This window comes from Cedecea sp. VD22, assembly GCF_037150195.1.
Taxonomy (GTDB): Bacteria; Pseudomonadota; Gammaproteobacteria; order Enterobacterales; family Enterobacteriaceae; genus Cedecea.
Map to the genome: position 1 here is coordinate 1 of NZ_JBBCPX010000008.1, position 23,662 is coordinate 23,662.

The window sequence follows — 23,662 nt, forward strand, 5'->3', positions numbered from 1 at the left end:
CAGCGCTTGCGCTGGCCCCTTATGGGGTGAGTCTCAGGGATGAGACGAATACTAAAACGTCAGGAACGTTTTTGAACAGCGCTTGCGCTGGCCCCTTATGGGGTGAGTCTCAGGGATGAGACGAATACTAAAACGTCAGGAACGTTTTTGAACAGCGCTTGCGCTGGCCCCTTATGGGGTGAGTCTCAGGGATGAGACGAATAATCGACTTTCAGCTCGATGCAGAGTCCGTTTCGCCAAAAGCAAAAAACCCGCCATAGGCGGGTTCTTCTAAATAGTGGTGCCCGGACTCGGAATCGAACCAAGGACACGGGGATTTTCAATCCCCTGCTCTACCGACTGAGCTATCCGGGCAACGGGCCGCATTAAACCGTAAAGGCCGCCAGGCGTCAACGGCTTTGTCATAAAAATTACCTAAAACTATGCTGATTGCCTGCTTTTCAGTCAAAGACAGCAAAAAGACGTGCTTCAGGTTAATGCCCCGCCGGTGCGGCACAGCGCAAAGCGCAGAATATCTTCCGCAAGGGTTCTGGCCGTGTCGATATCAGCCTGGCTACGCTTCACCAATAGCTTGCTCAGGCAGCCTTCCAGCACCAATTCCATTTGGTGCGCGACCATGGTTGGGTCGTCCACTTCCATTTGTGTGAGCAGCTCGTGCGTGTATTCCCAGGCCGCTTTTTTCTGCTGGTCAGCCAGTTGATGAATCGGGTGCGCGGCATCAGGGTAGAAGGTGCAGGCGGCAATAAACAGGCAGCCGGGATAACGCTGGTTGCTCACGCATTCGGTCAGGGCGTGGTAGCGCTTAAGCAGCTTTTGCTCCGGCGTTAACTCTTCGTCCAGCATCAGCTGACGCCGCCAGACATCCACCTGCGAACTTAAGTAGCGCAGGGCGTCGTACAGCAGGGCTTCGCTGTCGGGCCAGAACTGGCGAATCTCAGCGAGCGGATAATCGGCTTCTTTCGCCACCATCTCCAGCGTCGTGCTGGCAATGCCTTCACGTTCAAGGACATGCAGGGCGTGCTCTAAAACTTCTTCGCGTTGCACGGTTTTCTCCTTACGTTTCCCAACGGATCAAGTGTTGTTTACTGGCTGCGATTGCGCAAATGCTCGCTGAACGCGGAGGCGTCCATAAAGCCTGTGACGCGGTCTGCCGGTTGTTCAACGCCGTTAGCATCAAAGAATAAAATGGTTGGCAGGCCAAGCACCTGTAAATGCTTCAGCAGGGCTTTGTCGTCGGCGTTATTTGCCGTGACATCGGCCTGCAGTAAAACGGTGCCAGACAGCGCTTTTTGCACCTGCGGATCGCTAAAGGTGTATTTCTCAAACTCTTTACACGCCACGCACCAGTCGGCGTACAAATCTAACATCACCGGTTTGCCTTTCGCCCCGGCTAGCGCGGCGTCGAGCTGCTCAACGTTGGCTATTTTGTTAAAGCTGAGGTGAGGGACGGACTGAACGGATGCCGGAGAGCCAAAAGCCCAGTCCTGCAGCGGACGAGCGGACACCAGCGCGGCACCCAGAAGAATAATTTGTAGCATGCGTAGCCAGGACTTCTTCGCTCCAAGGCTGGTGATAAATGCCCAACTGAAGAAGGCGACGCCCAGCAGGCCCCACAGCCTCAGCCCCCAGATGTCGCCCAGCACACGCTCCAGCAGGAAGACCGGCAGCGCCAGAATCACAAAACCAAAGGCGGTTTTGACGCTTTCCATCCACGGCCCGCTTTTCGGCAGCAGGCGATTACCGAAGACGGTAATCAGGATTAGCGGCAGGCCCATGCCCAGCGCGTAAAGGTAAAGCGTGCCGCCGCCGAGCCACATATTTCCGCTTTGCGCGATGTACAGCAGGATAGCGCTAAGCGGCGCGGTGGTGCACGGCGAGCAGATAAGCCCGGCCAGCGCGCCCATAGCAAAGACGCCGCCCGCCGAGCCGCCCTGCTGGCGGTTGCTCATTAGCGCCAGGCGCGTTTGCAGCGACGAGGGCAGCTGCAGCGTGAACAGACCGAACATCGAGGCGGCGAGCAGGATAAAGAGCGCCGACAGGCCAATCAGCACGTATGGGTGCTGGAGTGCCGCCTGGAACTGGAGTCCTGCGGCGGCAACGACAAGACCGAGTGCGGTGTAGGTCAGCGCCATGCCCTGGACGTATACAAAGGCCAGCAGCAGCGCCCGGGCAGTGGACAGGCGTTGTTTACCACCTAGTACGATGCCGGAAATGAGCGGGTACATCGGCAGCACGCAGGGCGTGAAGGCGATGCCGATGCCGATCAGGAAGGCCCACAGCGCGGAGAAGGGGAGCGATGCGGGTGCGGAGCTGTCTGTTCCCCTCACCCCGGCCCTCTCCCCAGAAGGGGAGAGGGAGGAAGAAATATTGGCCTCGTCTCTTGATGGAGAGAGGGAGGAAGACACATTGGCATCATTAGCCGACGCAGCAATAGCACTCAACGGCACAACGCGCGTTTCCGGCGGATAGCAGAATCCGGCTTCGGCGCAGCCCTGGTAAGTGACGCTGACGGACGAACCTTTATTGGCGGCATTTACCGTAATGGGCAGAGTTAGCTGCTGGGTGAAGATCTCCGTTTTGCCGTAGAACTCATCTTCGTGCCAGGTGCCTTTAGGCATAACCAGGGGCGTAATGTCCGCGCTGGTGGGCACCACTTTGATCTGCTGGCGATAGAGATAATAGCCGGGTTTTATCTGCCAGCTGAGCGTCAGCTTGTGCTCGGCCTGCTGAAAGTCAAAGGAAAAAGCCTGGTCGACCGGGACAAACTGCGTTTTATTTTGGGCGTCAAACAGCCCGGCAAAGGCCTGCGAACTGCATAACAGCAGGACTAGCGTAATGATGCGTAGAGCCATGAGAGATATTCACTGTTTCCGTGTGCAACTGGCAGAACCAGTAGTTCTGGCGTTTGATAAGGGTGATGGGTTTTCAGGCAGGCAAGCAGTGCCTCCTGGCGTTCCACGTCGCTCTTGAGCAGCATTTGGACTTCGTACTCCTGCTCCAGCTTTCCTTCCCAGTAATAGAGCGAAGTTGCGCCCGGCAGCAGCGTCACGCAGGCGGCAAGTTTCTCCGCCAGCACTTTCGCGGCCAGATCCTGCGCGGTGGCTTCATCCGGGGCGGTACAGAGTACAACGACAGCCTGGGTCATCGACATCGCAAACCTCATCTGAGAAGAAAGTGCGATGACTATAACATGAGCAGAAGAAAACGGGCTGCATTGCAGCCCGCGTCTGGCGGAGATTTACAGTACGATCCCGCCGATGATAAAGCCGAGGATAACGCACAAAGTAATGGCAATGACGCCGGGGATCAGGAAGGCGTGGTTGAACACATATTTGCCGATACGGGTTGAGCCGGTGTCGTCCATTTCGACCGCTGCCAGCAGCGTCGGGTAGGTTGGCAGGACGAACAGCGCAGATACCGCTGCAAAAGAGGCGACGGCGGTTAATGGCGTGACGCCGAGCAGCAGGGCCGCAGGCATCAGCGCTTTCGTTGTGGCTGCCTGGGAATAGAGCAAGGTGGCCGCGAAGAACAGCACCACAGCCAGCAGCCACGGGTAACCGTTCAGCAGGTCACCGGCAACCGCCTGAATGTCGCTGATATGGGACTTAACGAAGGTATCGCCCAGCCATGCAACGCCGAGTACGCAAATACAGGCGCTCATGCCGGACTTAAAGGTGCTGGCGTTCAGCACTTCGCCAGTGTCGATTTTACAGGTGATGCTAATCAGCGTGGCGATGGTGAGCATAAACACAACAATCGCTTCGTTACGCGGCAGAACCGGGTTCTGAATCAGGCCGACGGTATCGCTGATCGCGGTGGCATAGAACATCACGGCGACAATACCGATCAGGAATAGCAGCACCGAACGCTTGGCGTGCGGCTTCAGCTCGAAGACCTGGCTACCGCGCAGCTTCACTTCGCCTTTGGCAAGGCGTTCCTGGTAAACCGGATCGTCTTTCAGCTCGCAGCCGAGGAAGTTACACACCACCGCGGTTAGCATCACGGCAATCAGCGTGACCGGGATACAGATACCTAGCAGCGTCAGGTAGCTCACGCCCATCGGCTCCAGAATGCCGGCAAAAAACACCACTGCAGCGGAAATCGGCGATGCCGTAATGGCAATTTGTGAGGCGACAACGGCGATAGAAAGCGGGCGAGAAGGGCGAATGCCCTGCTCTTTTGCCACTTCGGTAATCACCGGCAGCGTGGAAAAGGCCGTGTGGCCGGTCCCGGCCAGAATGGTCATAAACCAGGTGACCAGAGGCGCAAGGAAGGTGATGTATTTCGGATGGCGGCGCAGCATGCGTTCCGCAAGGCTGACCAGGTAGTCCATGCCGCCCGCGACCTGCATGGCCGCAATCGCGGCGATCACCGCCATGATAATTTCAATCACGTCAAAGGGGATTGCCCCCGGTTTGATCTGGAAGATAAGGGTAAGCACCAGCACGCCGAGACCACCGGCAAAACCAATACCGATCCCTCCCAGCCTTGCCCCGAGATAGATCGCCAGCAGGACGACCACGAGTTCAGCACCAAACATAATTGCATCCTTGAGATTTAAATGAGATGAAAATGAAATGTTATGTTTTCGTATACCGTTAAAATGAAAAAGGCACGTCCGACTGGACGTGCCTTTTGGCGTTTATGTGGATGAGTTATTGTTCGCTTTCATCGGTATAGCGCTTAGCTTTGTAGACCGGGTGCATCAGGTTGTGGACGGAGAAGATATCGTCCAGCTCGGCTTCTGTCAGCAGGCCGCGCTCTAGCACGACCTCGCGCACGCTCTTGCCGGTTTCTGCGCAGATCTTGCCGACGATGTCGCCGTTGTGGTGGCCAATGAACGGGTTCAGGTAGGTCACGATACCGATGGAGTTGTACACGTAGCTCTCACACACTTCTTTATTCGCGGTGATGCCGTTAATGCATTTTTCCAGCAGGTTGTAGCAGGCGTTGGTCAGGATATGAATGGATTCGAACATTGCCTGGCCAATCACCGGCTCCATCACGTTCAGCTGCAGCTGACCTGCTTCGGATGCCATGGTCACCGTGGTGTCGTTACCGATGACTTTGAAGCAAACCTGATTCACCACTTCCGGGACAACCGGGTTCACTTTGGCCGGCATGATAGAAGAACCCGCCTGCAGTTCTGGCAGGTTGATTTCGTTCAGGCCAGCGCGCGGGCCGGAAGAGAGCAGGCGCAGGTCGTTACAGATTTTGGACATTTTCACTGCCAGGCGCTTCAGGGAGCTGTGCACCATCACGTATGCGCCGCAGTCGGAAGTGGCTTCAATCAGGTCTTCTGCTGGTACGCAGGCCAGGCCGCTGACTTCTGCCAGTTTCTGTACGGCCAGCTGCTGGTAGCCATCTGGCGTGTTGAGGCGAGTACCGATGGCGGTTGCGCCAAGGTTCACTTCCAGCAGCAGTTCAGCGGTGCGCAGCAGGTTTTTAGTCTCTTCAGTCAGCAGCACGTTGAACGCGTGGAACTCCTGACCGAGGGTCATCGGAACAGCGTCCTGAAGCTGGGTGCGGCCCATTTTCAGGATCTCAGAAAACTCAACCGCTTTACGCTGGAAGCCTTCGCCCAGCTGATTAATGGCATCGATCAGTTTCACGATGGAAGCGTAAACTGCGATGCGGAAGCCGGTTGGGTAGGCGTCGTTAGTGGACTGGCATTTGTTGACGTGGTCGTTCGGGTTCAGGAACTGGTATTCACCTTTCTGGTGGCCCATCAGTTCCAGACCGATGTTAGCGAGGACTTCGTTGGTGTTCATGTTGACGGAAGTACCGGCGCCGCCCTGGTAGACGTCTACCGGGAATTGATCCATGCATTTGCCGTTGTTCAGGACTTCATCACAGGCCTGAATGATGGTGTTCGCGATGCTCTTAGGAATGGTTTGCAGTTCCTTGTTCGCCATTGCCGCCGCTTTTTTTACCATCACCATACCGCGTACAAATTCCGGTATGTCACTGATTTTACTGTTGCTAATGTAGAAGTTTTCAATCGCTCTCAGAGTATGAACGCCGTAGTAGGCATCCGCTGGCACTTCCCTGGTACCCAACAAATCTTCTTCGATACGAATGTTATTTAACATGTGAACCTTCTTAGTAAAGCTGCAGATAAATGCACTGTTTTATTCACACACACGAAATGTGGTTGTGAGCTTAATAGGCCGACGATTATGTCCATATTCGACCGCGTTGACGTGATGATATGCTGATGATAGCGAAAAGCAGTAACCTGGATCACTTATTAAAAGCCGCCACGCATAACAATTATTAATATGTGATATAGGTCAACAGTTGAAAATTTCCAGAAAAAATTCACGCAATAAACATTGATCTTTGTCTACAGCGTCGCCATCTCCCTCCTACGCGTAATTGCTAATCTATTTTTCGCGAGACCATTAACGGGCTCGCCCGATGACAGGAGCGTATAGTGCGCTGGATCCCGTTTATTGCCGTTTTCCTTTATGTTTACATCGAAATTTCGCTGTTCATACAGGTGGCACACGTTTTGGGGGTCTTTATGACCCTGATTCTGGTCATTTTCACTTCGGTGATTGGCCTTTCTCTGGTGCGTAACCAGGGCTTTAAAAACCTGATGCTGATGCAGCAGAAGATGGCGGCAGGCGAAAGCCCTGCGGCGGAGATGATCAAAAGCGTCTCGCTGATCATGGCCGGTATTTTGCTGCTGTTGCCGGGCTTTTTTACCGACTTCCTCGGTCTGCTGCTGCTGTTGCCGCCGGTGCAAAAGCACCTCACGCTCAAGCTGATGCCGCATTTGCGCTTCTCCCGCATGCCTGGCGGCGGTTTTAGCGCCGGTAGTGAAGGGGGCAATACATTCGACGGTGAGTTCCAGCGTAAAGACGACGCGCCAAAGCGCCTCGACGACCAGCACCGGGATGATCGTTAAATTTTAGTTTTTTTTGTTTTCCCCCCTTGAAGGGGGGAAAGCGCATCCCCATTAATCAGGTCACCAGCCGATTACCCCTGTGGGACGGCGTTACCTAACTATCTGATACTGACTTTCTCAAAGGAGAGCTATCAATGAGCATTCGTCCATTACATGATCGTGTCATCGTCAAGCGTAAAGAAGTTGAGTCCAAATCTGCGGGCGGCATCGTTCTGACTGGCTCCGCAGCGGGCAAATCAACTCGTGGCGAGATCATCGCTGTCGGTAAAGGCCGCATCCTGGAAAACGGTAGCGTGCAGCCGCTGGACGTGAAAGTGGGTGACATCGTTATCTTCAACGATGGCTACGGCGTGAAGTCCGAGAAAATCGACAACGAAGAAGTGCTGATCATGTCCGAAAGCGACATCCTGGCAATTGTTGAAGCGTAATTTGACGCACGAACCTGAACGAATTTGAGGAATAGAAGAAATGGCAGCTAAAGACGTAAAATTCGGTAACGACGCTCGTGTAAAAATGCTGCGCGGCGTTAACGTACTGGCAGATGCAGTGAAAGTTACCCTCGGTCCTAAAGGCCGTAACGTGGTTCTGGATAAATCTTTCGGTGCACCGACCATCACCAAAGATGGCGTTTCCGTAGCGCGTGAAATCGAGCTGGAAGACAAGTTCGAAAACATGGGCGCACAGATGGTAAAAGAAGTTGCCTCTAAAGCGAACGACGCTGCAGGCGACGGTACCACCACCGCAACCGTACTGGCTCAGGCTATCATCACCGAAGGTCTGAAAGCCGTTGCTGCGGGCATGAACCCAATGGACCTGAAACGCGGTATCGATAAAGCCGTTGTTGCCGCTGTTGAAGAGCTGAAAGCGCTGTCCGTGCCGTGCTCTGACTCTAAAGCGATTGCTCAGGTTGGTACTATCTCCGCTAACTCCGACGAAACCGTAGGTAAACTGATCGCTGAAGCGATGGATAAAGTCGGTAAAGAAGGCGTGATCACCGTTGAAGACGGTACCGGTCTGGAAGACGAACTGGACGTGGTTGAAGGTATGCAGTTCGACCGCGGCTACCTGTCCCCATACTTCATCAACAAGCCAGAAACTGGCGCTGTTGAGCTGGAAAGCCCGTTCATCCTGCTGGCTGACAAAAAAATCTCCAACATCCGTGAAATGCTGCCAGTGCTGGAAGCCGTTGCGAAAGCAGGCAAACCGCTGGTTATCATCGCTGAAGATGTTGAAGGCGAAGCGCTGGCTACCCTGGTGGTTAACACCATGCGTGGCATCGTGAAAGTGGCTGCGGTTAAAGCACCAGGCTTCGGTGACCGCCGTAAAGCTATGCTGCAGGACATCGCTACCCTGACCGGCGGTACCGTTATCTCTGAAGAGATCGGTATGGAGCTGGAAAAAGCGACCCTGGAAGACCTCGGCCAGGCTAAACGCGTTGTGATCAACAAAGACACCACCACCATCATCGATGGCGTGGGTGAAGAAGCCGCTATTCAGGGCCGCGTTGGTCAGATCCGTAAGCAGATCGAAGAAGCAACTTCTGACTATGACCGCGAAAAACTGCAGGAGCGCGTAGCGAAACTGGCAGGCGGCGTAGCGGTAATCAAAGTTGGTGCTGCTACCGAAGTTGAAATGAAAGAGAAAAAAGCTCGCGTCGACGATGCCCTGCACGCTACCCGTGCTGCGGTTGAAGAAGGCGTGGTTGCTGGTGGTGGTGTAGCGCTGGTTCGCGTTGCCGCTAAACTGGCTGGCCTGACCGCTCAGAACGAAGACCAGAACGTGGGTATCAAAGTTGCGCTGCGCGCGATGGAAGCTCCTCTGCGTCAGATCGTTTCTAACGCCGGTGAAGAGCCATCCGTTGTCACCAACGCGGTGAAAGCGGGCGAAGGTAACTACGGTTACAACGCCGCGACCGAAGAATACGGCAACATGATCGATTTCGGTATCCTGGACCCAACCAAAGTTACTCGTTCTGCTCTGCAGTACGCGGCTTCCGTGGCGGGCCTGATGATCACTACCGAGTGCATGGTCACCGACCTGCCTAAAGGCGATGCTCCTGACTTAGGCGCTGCTGGTGGTATGGGCGGCATGGGTGGCATGGGCGGCATGATGTAATTCGCCTTAGCACCTTGTGTTAAAGAAACCCTCAGTCAGAAATGTCTGGGGGTTTTTTCTTTTGTTCACACTCTGGTATAAGTGCTTACCGGGCAATAACGGCTCAATACCTTGATTACGGGGAATAACATGCGCATGAAAGTCTCATCAGGAGTGGTTCTGGCAGCGCTGCTGCTGGCAGGATGTAGCACGGGCAATCAGCTTAGCTCCAGCGGCCAGAGCGTTCGTTTTGTTGAAGACAAACCAGGAAGCGAATGCCGTCTATTAGGCACCGCGACCGGGGAACAGAGCAACTGGCTGTCTGGCCAGCACGGCGATGAAGGCGGGTCTATGCGCGGCGCGGCAAACGCACTGCGTAACAATGCGGCCGAAATGGGCGGCAACGTGCTGTACGGCGTGAGCAGCCCAACCCAGACGCTGCTCTCGAGCTTTGCGCCAACGGCCAGCCAAATGACGGGTCAGGTTTATAAGTGCCCGAACTGATTCGGTAAGTATTACCCTCACCCCGGCCCTCTCCTTCAGGGAGAGGGAGAAAAACGGACGTGCTTTTACTGATAGAGATCGAGGAAGGACTTGCGGTTCCCTGTCACTGGTAAGGGATAAAGTCGTGGGGCTTTTTCTACAGTTGAAGGCAGCACTAAGCGGTTCCCTCTCCTGGGGGAGAGGGTTAGGGTGAGGGCGTTAAGCTCTCACTTTTGCCGTAGCTGCAAATCCAGCGGCGTCTTACTTGGCTCTCCGCCTATTTCTCTCGCCAGCTTCGGCACCATATAGCCAGAAACCAGCGTCAGCAGCTCACGCATAATCGCCCGGGCCTCTTCGTCTTCCACCATAAAGTGCGCCGCACCTTGCACTCTGTCGAGTACGTGCAGGTAATACGGCATCACGCCCGCATTAAACAACGCATTACTAAGGTCGGCCAGAGTTTGTGCGTTGTCGTTCACGCCGCGCAGCAACACGCTTTGATTCAGCAGCGTGACGCCCGCCAGGCGTAGCTTTGCCATCGCCGAGCGGAAATCGTCGCCAATTTCCTGGGCGTGGTTAATATGATTAACCAGCAGCACCTGAAGCGATGAGCGGGCGATTCTTGCTGCCAGCCCATCGGTAATACGCGCCGGGATGACAATCGGCAGGCGGCTGTGAATACGCAGGCGTTTGATATGAGGAATGGCCTCCAGCTCGCTCATCAGCCAGTCCAGTTCGTGATCTTTGGCCATCAGCGGGTCGCCGCCGGAGAAAATAATTTCGTCCAGCTCAGGATGTTCGCTGATATACGCCAGCGCCGTTTGCCAGTTGCGTTTGTTGCCCTGGTTGTCGGCATACGGGAAGTGGCGGCGGAAACAGTAGCGGCAGTTTACGGCGCAGCCACCTTTCACCAGCAGCAAGGCGCGGTTGCGGTACTTATGCAGCAGCCCTGGGACAACGCTGTGTTGCTCTTCCAGCGGATCGGTGGTGAAGCCGGGCGCGGCAACGAACTCCTGTTTTGCCGTCAAAACCTGACGCAGTAACGGGTCGTTGGGGTTACCTTTTTCCATGCGCGCGACGAAAGCGCGAGGGACGCGCAGGGCAAAAAGACGCCTTGCTTCACGCCCGGCAAGCAGTTCTTCATCGTCAGCTACATTTAAAATGTGCAGCAGTTCATCAGGATCGGTTATAACATCGGCAAGTTGCGTTAACCAATCTTCTCTGTGAGGGGGATTTAGGGTTACAATGTGTGCCATTTTTTTGGCTAAGCTACCAGTTAACAAATTCAGAGGGCCTTATGGCGACTTATTCTAGCAACGATTTCCGTGCCGGTCTTAAAATCATGATGGATGGCGAACCGTACGCGGTTGAAGCCAGCGAATTCGTAAAACCGGGCAAGGGCCAGGCATTCGCGCGCGTTAAGCTGCGTCGTCTGCTGACCGGTACCCGCGTTGAGAAAACCTTCAAGTCTACTGACTCTGCAGAAGGCGCTGACGTTGTCGATATGAACCTGACTTACCTGTACAACGACGGTGAGTTCTATCACTTCATGAACAACCAAACCTTCGAGCAGCTGGCTGCAGACGAAAAAGCCGTTGGCGAAAACGCTAAATGGCTGCTGGACCAGGCTGAGTGCATCGTGACCCTGTGGAACGGTCAGCCAATCTCCGTTACCCCACCGAACTTTGTTGAGCTGGAAATCGTTGAAACCGATCCAGGTCTGAAAGGTGACACTGCAGGGACCGGCGGCAAGCCAGCAACCCTGAGCACCGGCGCTGTGGTTAAAGTTCCGCTGTTCGTCCAGATCGGCGAAGTCATCAAAGTTGACACCCGTTCTGGTGAATACGTTTCTCGCGTGAAGTAATTCTCGTGAAGGTTCGCGGCGCGGTGCCTGAGGCTCGCGCCGCCGCTTTGTCAGGGCAGGGAAGATGAACCGTTTGTTGAAACAGATTCTTTTTATCTCGCTGCTGGCCGCTGCGCTGTCGGGTTGTAATACCACGCGTGGGTTTGGCGAAGACTTGCAACATCTCGGCGGCGCCATTGAGCGCGTAGCCAATAAATAGTCCCTGCCAGTTATCCGAAATCGCCTCGCTTTTCCTTCGTTGTTCATTTTTTTAGCTATGCTTAACAAGCTATACACAAACAACATAGTTATAAGGAAAAGCTCATGATTAAGAAAACCATTGCTGCGTTTTTCTCTCTCGTCGTTCTTTCATCCTTGTTGACCGCCTGTAACACCACCCGCGGCGTGGGCGAGGATATACAAAGCGGCGGTAAGGCTATTTCTGGTGCGGCAACAAAAGCGCAGGAATAATACTGTTCGGTACGGTGCTAGTGCCGTACCGTTATTCTAAAACAGCCTCCGGAATATTTAAAAAAAGCGATAATCTATTGTCGGCTCCCAGCTTTAATCGAATGTTTCGCTTATAGGTGTAAACCGTTTTTACGCTTATTTCCATCACTCTGGCAATATATTCATTATTCGCCTCTTCCTTCCAGAGTTTTAATATTCTCTCTTCGCGTAAGGTCAGTAATGGCGTAATATGTCGTTTCACTTCACGGAATGGCGGGCGGGTCGCAATAGTCTGCTGAATCAATGCCGTTAATGCCGACAATGATACTGACTTATCCCAAATATCGTTAGTGCCTTGTGACGCGCAGTACTCGGCAATGGTGGGGTGTTGCCCGCTTTGCAGCAGCAGCAGGCGCGTCGTATCGCCACAGGCAGAATAAATAGTCGAAAGCTGTTGGATATTATGCAATGCGGTTGAGAAACTGTTGAAGTCGGCGATCACCATATTCGGCTGCCATTTAATAATTTTTTCCCGGGCGAGAAGTAAACTGTCTGTCTCTGAAATACTCACTGCCGTAGCCAGATTATTTTTCTGATTGAGCAAGTGCGTCAGTCCCTGACGGCTGAAGTAACACCTATCAACCAATAATATTTTATACATTTTCACGCTTCACGTTAATCATTACTGCGGCGTTTGCAGGCTGGCAAACCACGTTTTATCATATGAATAAATTTGCCAAAATGAATCACGGAAATACGCGCGAATTCGCTGTCAATTCCAGGCTTAGCAAGGCCCAGCGAGTGAAACGATTATTTCATTGCGTAGCATTTGGATACGGATTTTCAGGCAGCCGTTTGGGTGCTAAAATCAGCTTCTCACCTAAGCCTTACGGGACGACCCGCAAGCGCATCTCACACCGGGGACGGCCCCATTTCTACTGGAGCTGTTATGGCCTGGATCGTACTGTTAATTGCCGGATTACTGGAAGTTGTTTGGGCGGTAGGACTGAAATATACCCACGGCTTTAGCCGCCTGTGGCCTAGCGTTATCACCATCGTCGCGATGGTTGTCAGCATAGCTTTGCTCGCCTGGGCGATGAAAACCCTGCCCACCGGCACGGCCTACGCGGTGTGGACCGGGATCGGTGCCGTCGGCGCGGCGATTACCGGCATTCTGCTGCTGGGAGAGTCGGCTAACCCGATGCGTCTGGCTAGCCTGGCTCTGATTGTGGTCGGGATCATTGGCTTGAAACTTTCCACGCATTAACTGCCTGGTTGTTTCACCCAAATCAATTTATCCACCGCAAAGCCCTGGCGAGCGGCGATAGCCAATAGCTGTTGCTTGAGATCGTGGCTGATGGTTGGTGTGCGGGACAGGATCCATAGATAGCTGAGATCCGGCCCGCATACCAGCGCATGGCGATAGTCTTTATCCAGCGCAATCACGTTATAGCCGCCGTAAAACGGGCCAAAAAAGGAGACTTTCAGCGCAGCGACGCTCGGGTCTCCGGTGAAATAAGCCTTCCCTTCTGCCTGCTGCCACATCTGCCTGTCCGGGTTGAATCCCCGGTTTATCACGCGCAGGCCGCCGTCATCCATAAAACTGTAGGTGGCCGTGACCTGATTCAGGCCGCTTTCAAAGCTGTGGTCCATTCGCGCAATTTCATACCAGTTGCCGATAAAGCGTTTTGCCTCGAAGTTTTGCACGACCGTGACGCTGGGGGGAGGAGTTGGCGAGCTACAGGAGACAACGAATAATGCGACCGCAAGCGCGGTGAAAGCGGGCCAAATGCGCATAGCAGATTCCTTCCGAGGTTTTTTAGCTAAGTGTAGATGGCGACAGGAAATAAAGTGTGAGCGAAGCCGGAAATAATACGGCCTGCGTTCAACAGGCCGTGGTCATTTTTATTGCAGTGCTTCAAGAATGGCGTAAGCGGCTTTTACTCGCTCGGTGTTTGGGTAGCTTTTGTTGGCCAGCATCACGATACCCAGCTGTTTTTCTGGGATAAAGGCCACGTAGCTGCCAAAGCCGCCTGTCGACCCGGTTTTATGTACCCATGAGGCTTTCACCGCAGGTGCTGGAGGCTCAATCAGCGTTGCCGGGTGCGGCGCAAGGGCGATCTTGTTGTCACTGCCATCAATAATCGTTTTCCCCTTCACCGGCCAGTTCAGCATTTCCCAGCCAAGCCCCTGATACATGCTACCCACGCGCCAGTAACGTGACTGCGCGAGCTGGATACCCTGAGCTAACGTTTTGTCTCCCAGACGATCGGGGGCCATATTCGCCTGCACCCAATGGGCCATATCTTCGATGCTGGATTTCACGCCGTAGGCTTCTGCATCCAGCATGCCCGGCGAGACGCGCACGGCTTTGCCGTCCCGGTAGCCCCAGGCGTAGTGGCTGTCTTCCGTCGCCGGCACGTTAATCCAGGTGTGTTGAAGATTCAGTGGCTCAAAGACGCGTTTTAACATCGCCTGTTCAAAGCTCATGCCTGACGGTTTCACCATCAAGGCTCCGAATAGTCCAATACTTGCGTTGGCGTAGAGGCGCTGCGTGCCAGGTGCCCACTTCGGCTGCCAGTTCTGGTAAAACTTCAGCAGGGCATCGCTGTTGGTTACCTCGTCCGGCACCTGCAGCGGCAGGCCACCGGCGGTATAGGTGGCAAGCTGCAGCAGGGTGATCCCTTTCCACTGCTTGCCGTTCAGCTCAGGCCAGTATTTCTGCGCCGGGTCGCTAAGGCTAACTTCGCCGCGAGCCAAAGCATCACCGCCCAGTACGCCGGTAAAGGTTTTACTGACCGAGCCCAGTTCAAATAACGTTTGCTGCGTTACCGGTACGTTGCGCTGCACATCGGCTTTTCCCCAGGTGAAATACAGCGGGTAGCCTTTGTAGATAACGGCCACCGCCATGCCGGGGATCGCCTGCTCTTTCATTAGCGGGGCAACGGTGCGGTTCACCAGCTTTTCAATCTGCGGTGCAGTCAGTTCTTTTTGTGCAGCAAAGCTGGAGCATGAGGCGGCAAGCAGCAGCGTCAGGCAAAGGGTTTTTTTCATGATGGATAACCTTCCTTAGAGAGATGATAGCAGTCCGGGCCCGTCAGACGAGGCAAGTTTGTTGGATTTGACACCCGATGACAAACGATTAAATTTGGCATTAGGCTTAAGATTTTCTAACAGGTAATGTCATGACCCGCAGCTATATCCCGCTCAACTCTCTGCGCGCTTTTGAAGCCGCAGCCAGGCATCTTAGCTTTACCCATGCTGCCATCGAGCTGAATGTCACTCATTCTGCCATCAGCCAGCAGGTGAAAGCCCTGGAAGAACATCTGCGTTGCCAGCTGTTTGTGCGCGTTTCTCGTGGGTTGATGTTGACCACGGAAGGTGAAAACCTGTTACCTGTGCTAAACGATTCCTTTGACCGCATTGCCGGGGTACTGGATCGGTTTTCGGGCGCGCAAGCGAGAGAAAAACTTAAGCTAGGTGTGGTGGGCACTTTTGCAACAGGCTTTCTGCTGCCGCGCCTTGAGGCGTTTCGGCGTCGCTATCCGCATATCGATCTTCAGCTTTCGACGCACAACAACCGGGTGGATCCGGCGGCGGAGGGGTTGGACTATACGGTGCGATTTGGTAGCGGAGCCTGGCACGGAACAGACGCGATTTATCTGTGTGATGCCCCGCTGTCACCGCTTTGTTCTCCTGCGCTGGCTTCTGAACTCCAGCGCCCGCAGGACGTGCTGAATCATACGCTCCTGCGTTCCTACCGGCGTGACGAATGGGCGGCATGGCTGCAGGCGGCGGGCGAGGCGCCACCGTCGCCAACGCATCTGGTGATGGTTTTTGATTCTTCGGTAACTATGCTTGAAGCCGCACAGGCTGGCGCGGGTGTTGCCCTTGCCCCGGTGAATATGTTTACCCACTTGCTGAACAGCGAGCGGATTGTTCGCCCGTTTGAGGCTGAAATCAGTCTGGGCAGTTACTGGCTGACAAAGCTCCAGTCCAGGGCGGAAACGCCCGCCATGCGAGACTTCTCCGGCTGGTTAGCCGGAGAGTGTGAGAAAGCGTAGGGCCTGATTGCCAGAACCAGGGCGGGTTATTTTACCAGCCCAAACAGGTCATTAAGCGCTTCGCTCATGGTAGGGTGCGTGAAAATTTGGTCGCGCAGCGTGGTGTAGGGCAGCCCGGCATCCATGACGGTTTTAACCAGGTTAATGATCTCATGGGAGTCAGGGCAGAGTAGCGATGCGCCGAGGATCTCCTGCGTTGAGGTATCCACGATAGCTTTGAGCAAGCCGCGCGTGTCGCCCATGACTCTGGCCCTTGGAATTGCCGCCACGGGAAGCGTAACGATCTGAATGGGTTTACCGCTGGCCTGGGCCTGTTCTTCAGTCATGCCAATGCGAGACAGCGGAGGGGTCATAAACACTGAATAAGGCACATTTTTTCTGTCCCCGGTATGGCGTTTACCTTCGCCCAACAGGCTGTCACGCACGATACGGAAGTCATCGAGCGAGATATAGGTAAACTGTAGCCCGCCGGTTACATCCCCCATTGCCCAGATGTTGTCTGCGGAGGTACGCAGGTATTTATTCACCATGATGGCCCCACGAGCATCGACATCAATCCCGGCGTTTTTCAGGTTCAGGGTATCCGTAGCGGGTTTTCGCCCTGAGGCAACAAGCAGCGCGTCAACCGTGTAGACACTATCGTTCGTCTGCAAATGCACCCTGTTGTCATGCGATTCAACGTGCTGAACTTTAGCGTTTAGGATCAGCTCCACGCCCTGCTGCTGAAGTATGTTGGCGACCGCTGCGGCTACGTCACGGTCCTCACGCGGCAAAAAATCTTCGGCGGCTTCGAAAATGGTGACCTTGCTGCCGAAACCGACAAACATTGAGGCAAACTCAACCCCGATGTAGCCGCCGCCCAAAATACCGAGGTGCGTTGGGAGCGTGGTCAGAGTAAGCAGCCCGGTGCTGTCATATACCCCAGGCGTAGCCGTCAGCCCGTCAATCGGCGGCAGAACGGACTGCGCACCGGTGTTGATAAAGATTTTCTCCCCCTGCAGTTCAATAGTTTCACCGTTCTGCATCACGCGAACAGTATGCCGGTCGATAAACTCTGCGTGGCCGTTGATGACGTCCACATTATTCAGGTCGGCCAGCAAGTGGTAACTCTTGTCCCGCAGGAAACTGACAATTGAAGACTTACGTGCGATGGCTGTCGTAAAGTCCTGATGCTGTTCTGCATCGTGGACCAGCGCTTTGGTGGGAATGCAGCCAATGTTAATGCAGGTACCGCCGTACATTTCGGCGGATTGCTCGATAATGGCGACTTTCCAGTTTTGTTTTGCCAGGGTTGCCGCCAGGGTTTTACCTGCTTTACCAAAACCAATAATGATTGCCTGATAGGTCTGCATGGAGGTTCTCCGTCAGTGAGCCAGCCGTTAAGTTAATGGCAATCATTGTGTATGCATGGCGTCAATGTGATTTCTTCAGGTATCTTTAAATCCTGTCTTATCGTCTGATTTTTTGGAGTGAGCGATGGATCCCCTCAGCCAGTTGATGGCGTTCAGCGCCCCGCAGGGTTCGATTGATAAAAATTGCCTGCTCAGCTCGGGCTGGAGCCTGCCCCATGCGGCGGGATCGCTGGCGACCATTCGCTGGCATACCGTTACGCAAGGTGCCGCATGGCTGGAGCTGCCTGCCGGCGAAAAGCTGACGCTACTGCCTGGGCAGGTGGTTGTGCTGACGCAAAACTCTGCGCACCGACTGCGGCAGAAGGGGCAGGAAGAGACCTGGATCGTTTGTGGGAGCCTGCATTTATCTTCGGCTTCCCGTCATTTTTTGACGGCGTTGCCGGAGGCCCTGCTGATGGCGCCCGAACAAGACAGCCCCGAACATACATGGCTGTTGGCGGCCGTTGCGCTGCTGCAACAGGAAGCGGAAGTGCCACAGCCTGGTATGGCGGCCGTATGTAGCCAGCAATGTGCCACGATGATTGCCCTGGGCTTGCGGCAGTGGCTACGGGTGAATATTCAGGATAAAAGTCAGTTGAACCTGCTGCTGCATCCACGACTGGGTGTGGCAATCCAAAGCATGCTGAATGCACCGCATACGCCGTGGACCGTCGCCTCGCTGGCTGAACAAGTGCATATGTCTCGCGCCAGTTTTGCGTTGCTGTTCCGCGAGGTGAGCGGCACCACCCCGCTGGCAGTGCTGACCCGAATCAGGCTGCAAATTGCCGCACAGCAACTCTCGCGTGAAGCAAGTTCGATTATCACTATCGCTGATGCCGTGGGCTACGCCAGCGAATCGTCATTCCATAAGGCTTTTATGCGGGAGTTTGGCTGTTCGCCTGGGGAATACAGAAAGCGGGTGAAGGCGTTGGCCATGGAATAAAAAAGGCCCGCGCGATGGCGAGCCCTGGTGTGTGCTGAGTACTTAGAGCGTCAGCAGGCCAATAATGGTCACCACCGTCAGAATAGCGGCCAGGCCGTAGAACACCCATTTTCCGGCCGGCACGTGGATCTTCAGGTCATGCATCGCATGGTGGATACGGTGCAGGCCACACCACAGCGGCAGCACAATCATCAGCAGCAGGAACAGGCGGCCAATCCAGCTGTGGGCGAAGGCATAAACGCGGTCAAAGCTCAGCGCATCGCCGGGGAACAGGCCGAGCGGCAGCATAATACCAACCAGCAGCACGATAACCGGCGCGAAAATCGCCCCCCACATGCCACCTGCGCCAAACAGGCCCCAGAATACCGGCTCGTCGGAACGTTTTGGATTTTGGTTAATCACCTCAGCCTCCTTACCAGAACAGTGCTACAAGCAGCACAACGACAGTCACCAGTGCAGTGACAACCCACAATCCCTTGATGACCGGCTCCGGCCCCATTTTCTCGCCCTTAACGATGACGTTAGCGGCCTTTGGTGCCAGCTCAAACCAGGTTTTGGTGTGCAGCACGGCGGCGGCAAGCGTAATGAGATTGAGGATGACAACCACCGGGTTTTGCAGAAAACCGACAAAGCCCGCCCAGCCTTCTACGCCGTGTTTCAGCGAGAAAAGACCATAAATCAGCACGATGCTGAACCAGACTGTCGGAACCGAGGTGCCTTCACGCAGCATATAAAAACGGTAGAAGCCCAGCTGCCGCCACCAGGTTGGCGCCATGGGACGGACATAAGGCTTACGTTTCGTGGTCATGGTGCACTCCTTAGCGTGGTTTCAGGGTGGCAATCAAAAAGTCTTTCGAACTTTCGACTTTGCCCTGCTGGATGGCCGCGGCCGGATCGACGTGTTTTGGACAAACTTCGGAGCAGTAGCCAACAAAGGTGCAGCTCCACACGCCGTTTTGCCCGTTGAGCTGCGGCATACGCTGTTTCTTGCCGTGGTCACGGCTGTCCAGGTTGTAACGATGGGCGAGGGTAATCGCCGCCGGGCCGATAAACTCAGGGTTCAGGCCAAACTGCGGGCAGGCGGCATAGCACAGCCCACAGTTGATGCAGCCGGAGAACTGATGGTATTTCGCCATCTGCGCGGGCGTCTGCGTGTTTGGCCCCTGATCCGGCGTGCGCGGGTTGCCGATGATATAAGGCTTAATCGACTCCAGGCTTTCGATAAAGTGGGTCATGTCGACCACCAAATCGCGCTCAATCGGGAAGTTTGCCAGCGCTTCGACCTTGATGCCGTTGGTGTATTCGCGCAGGAACGTTTTACAGGCCAGCTTCGGCACTTTGTTGACCATCATGCCGCAGGAGCCACAAATCGCCATGCGGCATGACCAGCGGTAGCTGAGGTCCGGTGCGAGGTTATCTTTGATATAACCCAGCCCGTCCAGCAGCGAGGTTTGCTCGTCAAACGGCACCTCGTAGATTGCGCTATGCGGCTGGCTGTCCGTTTCCGGGTTGTAGCGCACAATCTCAATCTTCAGGGTTTGCATCTCAGCCATTTGCCTTCTCCTTTTTCTTCTCAGCATCTTCCGCTTCAGCGCCGTATACGCGTTTTGCTGGCGGCAGCGTGGTGATCTTCACATCGCTGTAGTCGAGGCGAGTTGTGCCGTCGGCGTCGCGGAAGGCCAGAGTGTGCTTCAGGAAGTTGACGTCATCGCGTTCGGTGCAGCCTTCATCCAGACGCTGGTGGGCGCCGCGGGATTCTTTACGTGCAAGGGCGGAGTGCGCCATACATTCGGCAACGTTCAGGCCGTGGCCCAGTTCAATGGTGTACAGCAGGTCGGTATTGAAGACGCTGGAGGTATCGGTGATGCGCACGCGCTTGAAGCGCTCCTGCAGCTCTGCCAGCTTGTCGACGGTTTTCTGCATCAATTCCGGGGTACGGTAAATCCCGCAGCCTTCCTCCATAGAAAGCCCCATTTCGTCGCGGATTTTTGACCAGTTTTCGTTGCCTTCCTGGTTGACTAGCTGCTTCAGGCGGCCTTCAACATCGGCGGCCTGGGCGTTCAGCGCGGCATCGTTAGCCGGTTGCGCTTGTACGGCGCGCTCCATTGCCTGCTCGCCCGCCAGGCGGCCAAAGACCACCAGTTCTGCCAGCGAGTTAGAGCCCAGACGGTTGGCACCGTGCAGGCCAACGGAGGAACATTCGCCCACTGCGAACAGCCCTTTGATGCGGGTTTCGCATTGGGTATCGGTCTCGATGCCGCCCATGGTGTAGTGCGCCGTTGGGCGAACCGGGATAGGCTCTTTGACCGGGTCAACGCCCACGTAGGCTTTGGCCAGTTCGCAGATGAACGGCAGGCGCTCGAGCAGTTTTTTCTCGCCGAGGTGGCGCAGGTCGAGGTACACCACGTCGCCGCGTGGGGTGGAGATCGTGTTGCCTTTGCGCCATTCGTGCCAGAAGGCCTGAGAGACTTTGTCGCGCGGGCCGAGTTCCATGTATTTGTTCTTCGGCTCGCCGAGCGGGGTTTCCGGCCCCATGCCGTAATCCTGCAGGTAGCGATAGCCGTTTTTGTTCACCAGAATGCCGCCTTCACCGCGGCAGCCTTCGGTCATCAGGATGCCGGAACCCGGCAGCCCGGTTGGATGGTATTGCACAAACTCCATGTCGCGCAGCGGCACGCCGTGGCTCAGCGCCATGCCCATGCCGTCCCCGGTGACGATGCCGCCGTTGGTATTGTAGCGATAGACTCGCCCTGCACCGCCGGTGGCCATCACCACCGCATTGGCGCGGATCTGCACCAGCTCGCCTTCCATCATATTCATAGCGACCACGCCGCGCGCCTGGCCGTCATCGACCAGAATATCGAGCACGAAATGCTCGTCGAAGCGTTGAATTTGCGGGAACTGAAGGGAGGTCTGGAAGAGTGTGTGGAGCATATGGAAGCCGGTTTTGTCGGCGGCGAACCAGGTCCGTTCGATCTTCATCCCGCCGAAGCGCCTGACGTTGACGCTGCCGTCCGGGCGGCGGCTCCACGGGCAGCCCCACTGCTCAAGCTGGGTCATTTCGGTAGGGCAATGGTGAACGAAGTAGTCAACCACATCCTGCTCACACAGCCAGTCGCCTCCGGCAACGGTGTCGTGAAAATGGTAGTCGAAGCTGTCGTGATCCTGCGCGACGGCTGCGGAACCCCCTTCGGCAGCAACCGTGTGGCTGCGCATCGGGTAGACTTTGGAAATCAGAGCGATTTTTGCCTGTGGATTAGCCTGGGCCGCCGCAATGGCTGCTCGTAGGCCTGCTCCGCCGGCGCCTATAATGGCGAGATCGGCTTGAAAGGTTTGCACGACATTCCTCCAGATTTTAGTAATTCGCAAAGCTATACGACCAAAGGGTATTCACTGCCTGAAAGGCGGTGGCTGCGAAAGGTGTATCCCTGCTCCTTTTTAGGTAGGGAAAGTATAACCGGAGGGATTTTAGGGAAATTTGATTTGTTCGATTTTTTTGCTGTTCTACAGGGCGATTAATTACCGCTCTTAATGAATTGCGTCACAAAAATGAATGTTTAAATGGTGTAATGCGAACAAAAAGCGGCGAAAAATAGTCGTCTGTTTTTCGGTTGTTGCCGCCCCGGCTGGAGCTCAGAATCTTTTCCATTCTATAAAAGCAGGGGATAAAAATGAGCTTCAGTCAGATGCATTATCGGAGCACGCCATTGCTGCTGGCTAACGTTTGGGATGTCAGCAGCGCTCAGGCGGCACAGGACGCGGGTTATCAGGCGCTGGGCACCTCAAGCGCGGCAATCGCCGATATGTTGGGCTACAAGGATGGCGAAGCGCTGCCATTTTCTGTACTTCTTGCCCTGGTGGCCCGCATACGTGAGCGCGTCAGCTTGCCGCTTTCCGTCGATATGGAAGCTGGATATGGGGCAGAGACCGAAACGGTTGTGAGCCAGGCCATTCAACTGGCACAGCTGGGCGTTGTCGGCATTAACCTTGAAGACAGCAAAGTTGAACAGGGAACGCGTCGTTTACTGGATGCAACACACTTCGCTGTCCGCCTGAACGCGATCAAAGCAGGGCTGGATGCCGCGAAAACGCCGCTCTTTATCAATGCCAGAACCGATGGCTTCTTGCTTGGTGAGTTGGATGCGCTGAATCAAACGATCGCCCGCGGCAGGCTATATCAACAGGCGGGGGCTGACGGCTTCTTTGTGCCCTGCGTGACCTCACCTGAAGATATTCAGGCGATTGCCGGCGCAGTTGATCTGCCGCTGAATGTGATGTGCATGCCGGGTCTGCCCGATTTTGATCAACTGGCGGCGCTGGGGGTGAAACGTATTTCAATGGGGAATTTCGTGCACGCCGCGCTGAACCGTAAGTTACAGCATCTGTTGTTTAGCCTCCGCCAACGGGGCGCATTTGACGAGATCTTTGCCGATGAAAATCCTTGATATCGAGCAGTGCAATACCTGGTACGAGGCGCTGGTGGCGCGCTCTTCCGAGCATGTCGGCGTTTTTTTCGTGGGCGTGAAAACCACCGGCGTGTTCTGCATTTCCAACTGCCGCGCCCGTAAGCCTAAGCGGGGTAACGTTGAGTTTTATGACGACTTCAAATCCGCGCTTCACGCGGGCTTTCGTCCCTGCAAGATCTGCCGCCCCACTGAAAACGCCTTCTCTGCGCCGCCCATAGTCGAGCAGGCCATTGCCCTTTTCAGGGCGAGCAGTGAGAACCGGGTCAGCGATGGTGAGCTGCGTGAGCACAACATCAGCCCTGAACGTCTCCGGCGCTGGTTTGTGCAACACCACGGGATGACTTTTCAGGCATGGCAGAGAATGCTGCGTGTGAATGTGGCGTTGCAGGAGCTCAGGCGTGGGAAAAGTGCGACGGATGCGGCGTTTAGCAGCGGTTACGACTCGCTGAGTGGGTTTGGCTATACCTGCAAAAAGCTCACTGGCGATGCCCCCAGTCGGGCGGCAGATATCATCGTTATTCACCGTTTTACCACGCCCATCGGGCCGATGTTTGTGTGCGCCTCCGAGAAGGGCGTCTGCCTGCTGGAATTTGTTGACCGACGCGCGCTGGAGCGGGAATTTGACGATCTGCAGTCGCGGCTCAATGCCCGTATCATCGCCGGGGAAAATGATCATACGCGGCAGGCGGAAAAAGAGATCGGGGAATACTTTGCTGGAAAAAGGCAGCAGTTCACCCTTGCACTGCAGACGCCGGGCAGCGCGTTTCAGCAAAAAGTCTGGCAGCAGCTTGGGACCGTGCCTTATGGCGAAACGTCCCACTATCAGGCGCTGGCGATAAAAATGGAGAATCCAGATGCCGTGCGTGCGGTGGCCGGAGCCAACGGCGCGAACCGGGTTGCCATCGTCATTCCGTGCCACAGAATCATCGGTAAAAACGGGACTATGACGGGATACGGTGGCGGCATTGCACGAAAAAAATGGCTGCTTGAGCACGAGAAAAAGTTTGCGTAACGC

Annotated in this window: 26 protein-coding genes and 1 tRNA gene; 12 read left to right on the top strand and 15 right to left on the bottom strand. The window is 55.1% G+C overall.

Annotated elements, in window-relative coordinates; all coding sequences use genetic code 11:
• Positions 1-278: 278 nt before the first annotated feature.
• The 6 genes from WFK85_RS14895 to aspA all read right to left on the bottom strand — a co-directional run bounded on the left by WFK85_RS14895 (position 279) and on the right by aspA (position 6,092).
• Positions 279-354, bottom strand: a tRNA-Phe gene (locus WFK85_RS14895).
• Positions 355-468: 114 nt separating this feature from the next.
• On the bottom strand, positions 469-1,044 hold the full coding sequence (locus WFK85_RS14900) for a transcriptional regulator (RefSeq protein WP_008453778.1): 576 nt from the start codon (positions 1,042-1,044) through the stop codon (positions 469-471).
• Between the two features lie 38 nt (positions 1,045-1,082).
• Positions 1,083-2,852, bottom strand: coding sequence for a protein-disulfide reductase DsbD (locus tag WFK85_RS14905; RefSeq protein WP_336708746.1), 1,770 nt, complete (start codon positions 2,850-2,852; stop codon positions 1,083-1,085).
• Positions 2,828-3,151, bottom strand: coding sequence for a divalent cation tolerance protein CutA (gene cutA / locus WFK85_RS14910; protein ID WP_166993185.1), 324 nt, complete (start codon positions 3,149-3,151; stop codon positions 2,828-2,830). The genes WFK85_RS14905 and cutA overlap by 25 nt, the downstream gene beginning before the upstream one ends.
• Before the next feature lie 87 nt (positions 3,152-3,238).
• Positions 3,239-4,540 (bottom strand): anaerobic C4-dicarboxylate transporter, encoded by a 1,302-nt coding sequence (locus WFK85_RS14915; RefSeq protein ID WP_008453775.1) that lies wholly within the window; start codon positions 4,538-4,540, stop codon positions 3,239-3,241.
• A gap of 115 nt (positions 4,541-4,655) precedes the next feature.
• Positions 4,656-6,092 (bottom strand): aspartate ammonia-lyase, encoded by a 1,437-nt coding sequence (aspA, locus tag WFK85_RS14920; protein WP_008453774.1) that lies wholly within the window; start codon positions 6,090-6,092, stop codon positions 4,656-4,658.
• A gap of 344 nt (positions 6,093-6,436) precedes the next feature.
• Between aspA and WFK85_RS14925 the strand changes: the two genes are divergently transcribed.
• From WFK85_RS14925 to WFK85_RS14940, 4 genes are all read left to right on the top strand, one after another.
• Positions 6,437-6,913, top strand: coding sequence for an FxsA family protein (locus WFK85_RS14925; protein ID WP_166993188.1), 477 nt, complete (start codon positions 6,437-6,439; stop codon positions 6,911-6,913).
• A gap of 134 nt (positions 6,914-7,047) precedes the next feature.
• Positions 7,048-7,341, top strand: a complete 294-nt coding sequence (locus WFK85_RS14930; RefSeq protein ID WP_008453772.1) for a co-chaperone GroES — start codon at positions 7,048-7,050, stop codon at positions 7,339-7,341.
• Between the two features lie 40 nt (positions 7,342-7,381).
• Positions 7,382-9,028 carry a chaperonin GroEL gene (groL, locus tag WFK85_RS14935; RefSeq protein ID WP_008453770.1) on the top strand — a complete coding sequence of 549 codons (1,647 nt, stop codon included), beginning with the start codon at positions 7,382-7,384 and terminating at the stop codon, positions 9,026-9,028.
• 129 nt (positions 9,029-9,157) lie between these two features.
• Positions 9,158-9,511, top strand: a complete 354-nt coding sequence (locus WFK85_RS14940; RefSeq protein WP_008453768.1) for a DUF4156 domain-containing protein — start codon at positions 9,158-9,160, stop codon at positions 9,509-9,511.
• Between the two features lie 206 nt (positions 9,512-9,717).
• Here the strand turns inward: WFK85_RS14940 and epmB are convergent, their stop codons facing one another.
• Positions 9,718-10,746, bottom strand: coding sequence for an EF-P beta-lysylation protein EpmB (gene epmB / locus WFK85_RS14945; protein ID WP_166877414.1), 1,029 nt, complete (start codon positions 10,744-10,746; stop codon positions 9,718-9,720).
• 41 nt (positions 10,747-10,787) lie between these two features.
• Here epmB and efp point away from each other — a divergent pair, with 41 nt between their 5' ends.
• From efp to ecnB, 3 genes are all read left to right on the top strand, one after another.
• Positions 10,788-11,354 carry an elongation factor P gene (gene efp, locus WFK85_RS14950; RefSeq protein WP_008453764.1) on the top strand — a complete coding sequence of 189 codons (567 nt, stop codon included), beginning with the start codon at positions 10,788-10,790 and terminating at the stop codon, positions 11,352-11,354.
• Between the two features lie 64 nt (positions 11,355-11,418).
• Complete coding sequence (locus tag WFK85_RS14955) at positions 11,419-11,553, top strand: entericidin A/B family lipoprotein (protein ID WP_039289517.1); 135 nt, start codon at positions 11,419-11,421, stop codon at positions 11,551-11,553.
• 104 nt (positions 11,554-11,657) lie between these two features.
• Positions 11,658-11,804, top strand: coding sequence for a lipoprotein toxin entericidin B (ecnB, locus tag WFK85_RS14960; RefSeq protein WP_008453759.1), 147 nt, complete (start codon positions 11,658-11,660; stop codon positions 11,802-11,804).
• Positions 11,805-11,835: 31 nt separating this feature from the next.
• On the opposite strand, the gene WFK85_RS14965 is transcribed toward ecnB, so the two are convergent.
• The gene (locus tag WFK85_RS14965; protein ID WP_166993191.1) at positions 11,836-12,444 is read right to left on the bottom strand and encodes a LuxR C-terminal-related transcriptional regulator; all 609 of its coding nucleotides are present in this window, start codon (positions 12,442-12,444) and stop codon (positions 11,836-11,838) included.
• Between the two features lie 288 nt (positions 12,445-12,732).
• Between WFK85_RS14965 and sugE the strand changes: the two genes are divergently transcribed.
• Positions 12,733-13,050 carry a quaternary ammonium compound efflux SMR transporter SugE gene (sugE, locus tag WFK85_RS14970; RefSeq protein ID WP_336708751.1) on the top strand — a complete coding sequence of 106 codons (318 nt, stop codon included), beginning with the start codon at positions 12,733-12,735 and terminating at the stop codon, positions 13,048-13,050.
• Here sugE and blc read toward each other — a convergent pair.
• Positions 13,047-13,580: an outer membrane lipoprotein Blc gene (blc, locus tag WFK85_RS14975; protein WP_336708753.1), complete on the bottom strand. Its 534-nt coding sequence runs from the start codon at positions 13,578-13,580 to the stop codon at positions 13,047-13,049. The genes sugE and blc overlap by 4 nt on opposite strands.
• 108 nt (positions 13,581-13,688) lie before the next feature.
• The gene (gene ampC, locus WFK85_RS14980; protein ID WP_083845834.1) at positions 13,689-14,840 is read right to left on the bottom strand and encodes a CMY2/MIR/ACT/EC family class C beta-lactamase; all 1,152 of its coding nucleotides are present in this window, start codon (positions 14,838-14,840) and stop codon (positions 13,689-13,691) included.
• A 128-nt stretch (positions 14,841-14,968) separates the two neighbouring features.
• On the opposite strand from ampC, the gene ampR reads away from it, so the two are divergent.
• On the top strand, positions 14,969-15,847 hold the full coding sequence (gene ampR, locus WFK85_RS14985) for a LysR family transcriptional regulator AmpR (protein ID WP_166993196.1): 879 nt from the start codon (positions 14,969-14,971) through the stop codon (positions 15,845-15,847).
• Positions 15,848-15,873: 26 nt separating this feature from the next.
• On the opposite strand, the gene rclA is transcribed toward ampR, so the two are convergent.
• Positions 15,874-17,199 carry a reactive chlorine resistance oxidoreductase RclA gene (gene rclA, locus WFK85_RS14990; RefSeq protein ID WP_336708755.1) on the bottom strand — a complete coding sequence of 442 codons (1,326 nt, stop codon included), beginning with the start codon at positions 17,197-17,199 and terminating at the stop codon, positions 15,874-15,876.
• Positions 17,200-17,323: 124 nt separating this feature from the next.
• On the opposite strand from rclA, the gene rclR reads away from it, so the two are divergent.
• Positions 17,324-18,181 carry a reactive chlorine-specific transcriptional regulator RclR gene (rclR, locus tag WFK85_RS14995; RefSeq protein ID WP_008453745.1) on the top strand — a complete coding sequence of 286 codons (858 nt, stop codon included), beginning with the start codon at positions 17,324-17,326 and terminating at the stop codon, positions 18,179-18,181.
• Between the two features lie 42 nt (positions 18,182-18,223).
• Here rclR and frdD read toward each other — a convergent pair whose 3' ends face one another.
• From frdD to frdA, 4 genes are read right to left on the bottom strand one after another with little or no spacing between them, the layout of a single operon-like run.
• Positions 18,224-18,583, bottom strand: coding sequence for a fumarate reductase subunit FrdD (frdD, locus tag WFK85_RS15000; RefSeq protein ID WP_008453743.1), 360 nt, complete (start codon positions 18,581-18,583; stop codon positions 18,224-18,226).
• Between the two features lie 10 nt (positions 18,584-18,593).
• Positions 18,594-18,989, bottom strand: a complete 396-nt coding sequence (gene frdC / locus WFK85_RS15005; RefSeq protein WP_008453742.1) for a fumarate reductase subunit FrdC — start codon at positions 18,987-18,989, stop codon at positions 18,594-18,596.
• A gap of 10 nt (positions 18,990-18,999) precedes the next feature.
• Positions 19,000-19,734 (bottom strand): succinate dehydrogenase/fumarate reductase iron-sulfur subunit, encoded by a 735-nt coding sequence (locus WFK85_RS15010; protein WP_008453741.1) that lies wholly within the window; start codon positions 19,732-19,734, stop codon positions 19,000-19,002.
• Positions 19,727-21,520 (bottom strand): fumarate reductase (quinol) flavoprotein subunit, encoded by a 1,794-nt coding sequence (gene frdA / locus WFK85_RS15015; RefSeq protein WP_166993203.1) that lies wholly within the window; start codon positions 21,518-21,520, stop codon positions 19,727-19,729. The genes WFK85_RS15010 and frdA overlap by 8 nt, the downstream gene beginning before the upstream one ends.
• A 332-nt stretch (positions 21,521-21,852) precedes the next feature.
• Between frdA and WFK85_RS15020 the strand changes: the two genes are divergently transcribed.
• Both WFK85_RS15020 and WFK85_RS15025 read left to right on the top strand, forming a co-directional pair.
• Positions 21,853-22,626, top strand: coding sequence for an isocitrate lyase/PEP mutase family protein (locus WFK85_RS15020; protein WP_336708759.1), 774 nt, complete (start codon positions 21,853-21,855; stop codon positions 22,624-22,626).
• Positions 22,613-23,659 carry a bifunctional transcriptional activator/DNA repair enzyme AdaA gene (locus WFK85_RS15025; protein WP_336708761.1) on the top strand — a complete coding sequence of 349 codons (1,047 nt, stop codon included), beginning with the start codon at positions 22,613-22,615 and terminating at the stop codon, positions 23,657-23,659. Before WFK85_RS15020 ends, WFK85_RS15025 begins: the two co-directional genes overlap by 14 nt.
• Positions 23,660-23,662 lie beyond the last annotated feature (3 nt).

Bases quoted from the DNA above. Each gene is read 5' to 3' on its own strand.
- WFK85_RS14905 (WP_336708746.1), bottom strand. From the start codon at position 2,852: ATGGCTCTACGCATCATTACGCTAGTCCTGCTGTTATGCAGTTCGCAG.
- cutA (WP_166993185.1), bottom strand. From the start codon at position 3,151: ATGTCGATGACCCAGGCTGTCGTTGTACTCTGTACCGCCCCGGATGAA.
- WFK85_RS14915 (WP_008453775.1), bottom strand. From the start codon at position 4,540: ATGTTTGGTGCTGAACTCGTGGTCGTCCTGCTGGCGATCTATCTCGGG.
- aspA (WP_008453774.1), bottom strand. From the start codon at position 6,092: ATGTTAAATAACATTCGTATCGAAGAAGATTTGTTGGGTACCAGGGAA.
- WFK85_RS14930 (WP_008453772.1), top strand. From the start codon at position 7,048: ATGAGCATTCGTCCATTACATGATCGTGTCATCGTCAAGCGTAAAGAA.
- groL (WP_008453770.1), top strand. From the start codon at position 7,382: ATGGCAGCTAAAGACGTAAAATTCGGTAACGACGCTCGTGTAAAAATG.
- WFK85_RS14940 (WP_008453768.1), top strand. From the start codon at position 9,158: ATGCGCATGAAAGTCTCATCAGGAGTGGTTCTGGCAGCGCTGCTGCTG.
- epmB (WP_166877414.1), bottom strand. From the start codon at position 10,746: ATGGCACACATTGTAACCCTAAATCCCCCTCACAGAGAAGATTGGTTA.
- efp (WP_008453764.1), top strand. From the start codon at position 10,788: ATGGCGACTTATTCTAGCAACGATTTCCGTGCCGGTCTTAAAATCATG.
- WFK85_RS14955 (WP_039289517.1), top strand. From the start codon at position 11,419: ATGAACCGTTTGTTGAAACAGATTCTTTTTATCTCGCTGCTGGCCGCT.
- ecnB (WP_008453759.1), top strand. From the start codon at position 11,658: ATGATTAAGAAAACCATTGCTGCGTTTTTCTCTCTCGTCGTTCTTTCA.
- WFK85_RS14965 (WP_166993191.1), bottom strand. From the start codon at position 12,444: ATGTATAAAATATTATTGGTTGATAGGTGTTACTTCAGCCGTCAGGGA.
- sugE (WP_336708751.1), top strand. From the start codon at position 12,733: ATGGCCTGGATCGTACTGTTAATTGCCGGATTACTGGAAGTTGTTTGG.
- blc (WP_336708753.1), bottom strand. From the start codon at position 13,580: ATGCGCATTTGGCCCGCTTTCACCGCGCTTGCGGTCGCATTATTCGTT.
- ampR (WP_166993196.1), top strand. From the start codon at position 14,969: ATGACCCGCAGCTATATCCCGCTCAACTCTCTGCGCGCTTTTGAAGCC.
- rclA (WP_336708755.1), bottom strand. From the start codon at position 17,199: ATGCAGACCTATCAGGCAATCATTATTGGTTTTGGTAAAGCAGGTAAA.
- rclR (WP_008453745.1), top strand. From the start codon at position 17,324: ATGGATCCCCTCAGCCAGTTGATGGCGTTCAGCGCCCCGCAGGGTTCG.
- frdC (WP_008453742.1), bottom strand. From the start codon at position 18,989: ATGACCACGAAACGTAAGCCTTATGTCCGTCCCATGGCGCCAACCTGG.
- WFK85_RS15010 (WP_008453741.1), bottom strand. From the start codon at position 19,734: ATGGCTGAGATGCAAACCCTGAAGATTGAGATTGTGCGCTACAACCCG.
- WFK85_RS15020 (WP_336708759.1), top strand. From the start codon at position 21,853: ATGAGCTTCAGTCAGATGCATTATCGGAGCACGCCATTGCTGCTGGCT.
- WFK85_RS15025 (WP_336708761.1), top strand. From the start codon at position 22,613: ATGAAAATCCTTGATATCGAGCAGTGCAATACCTGGTACGAGGCGCTG.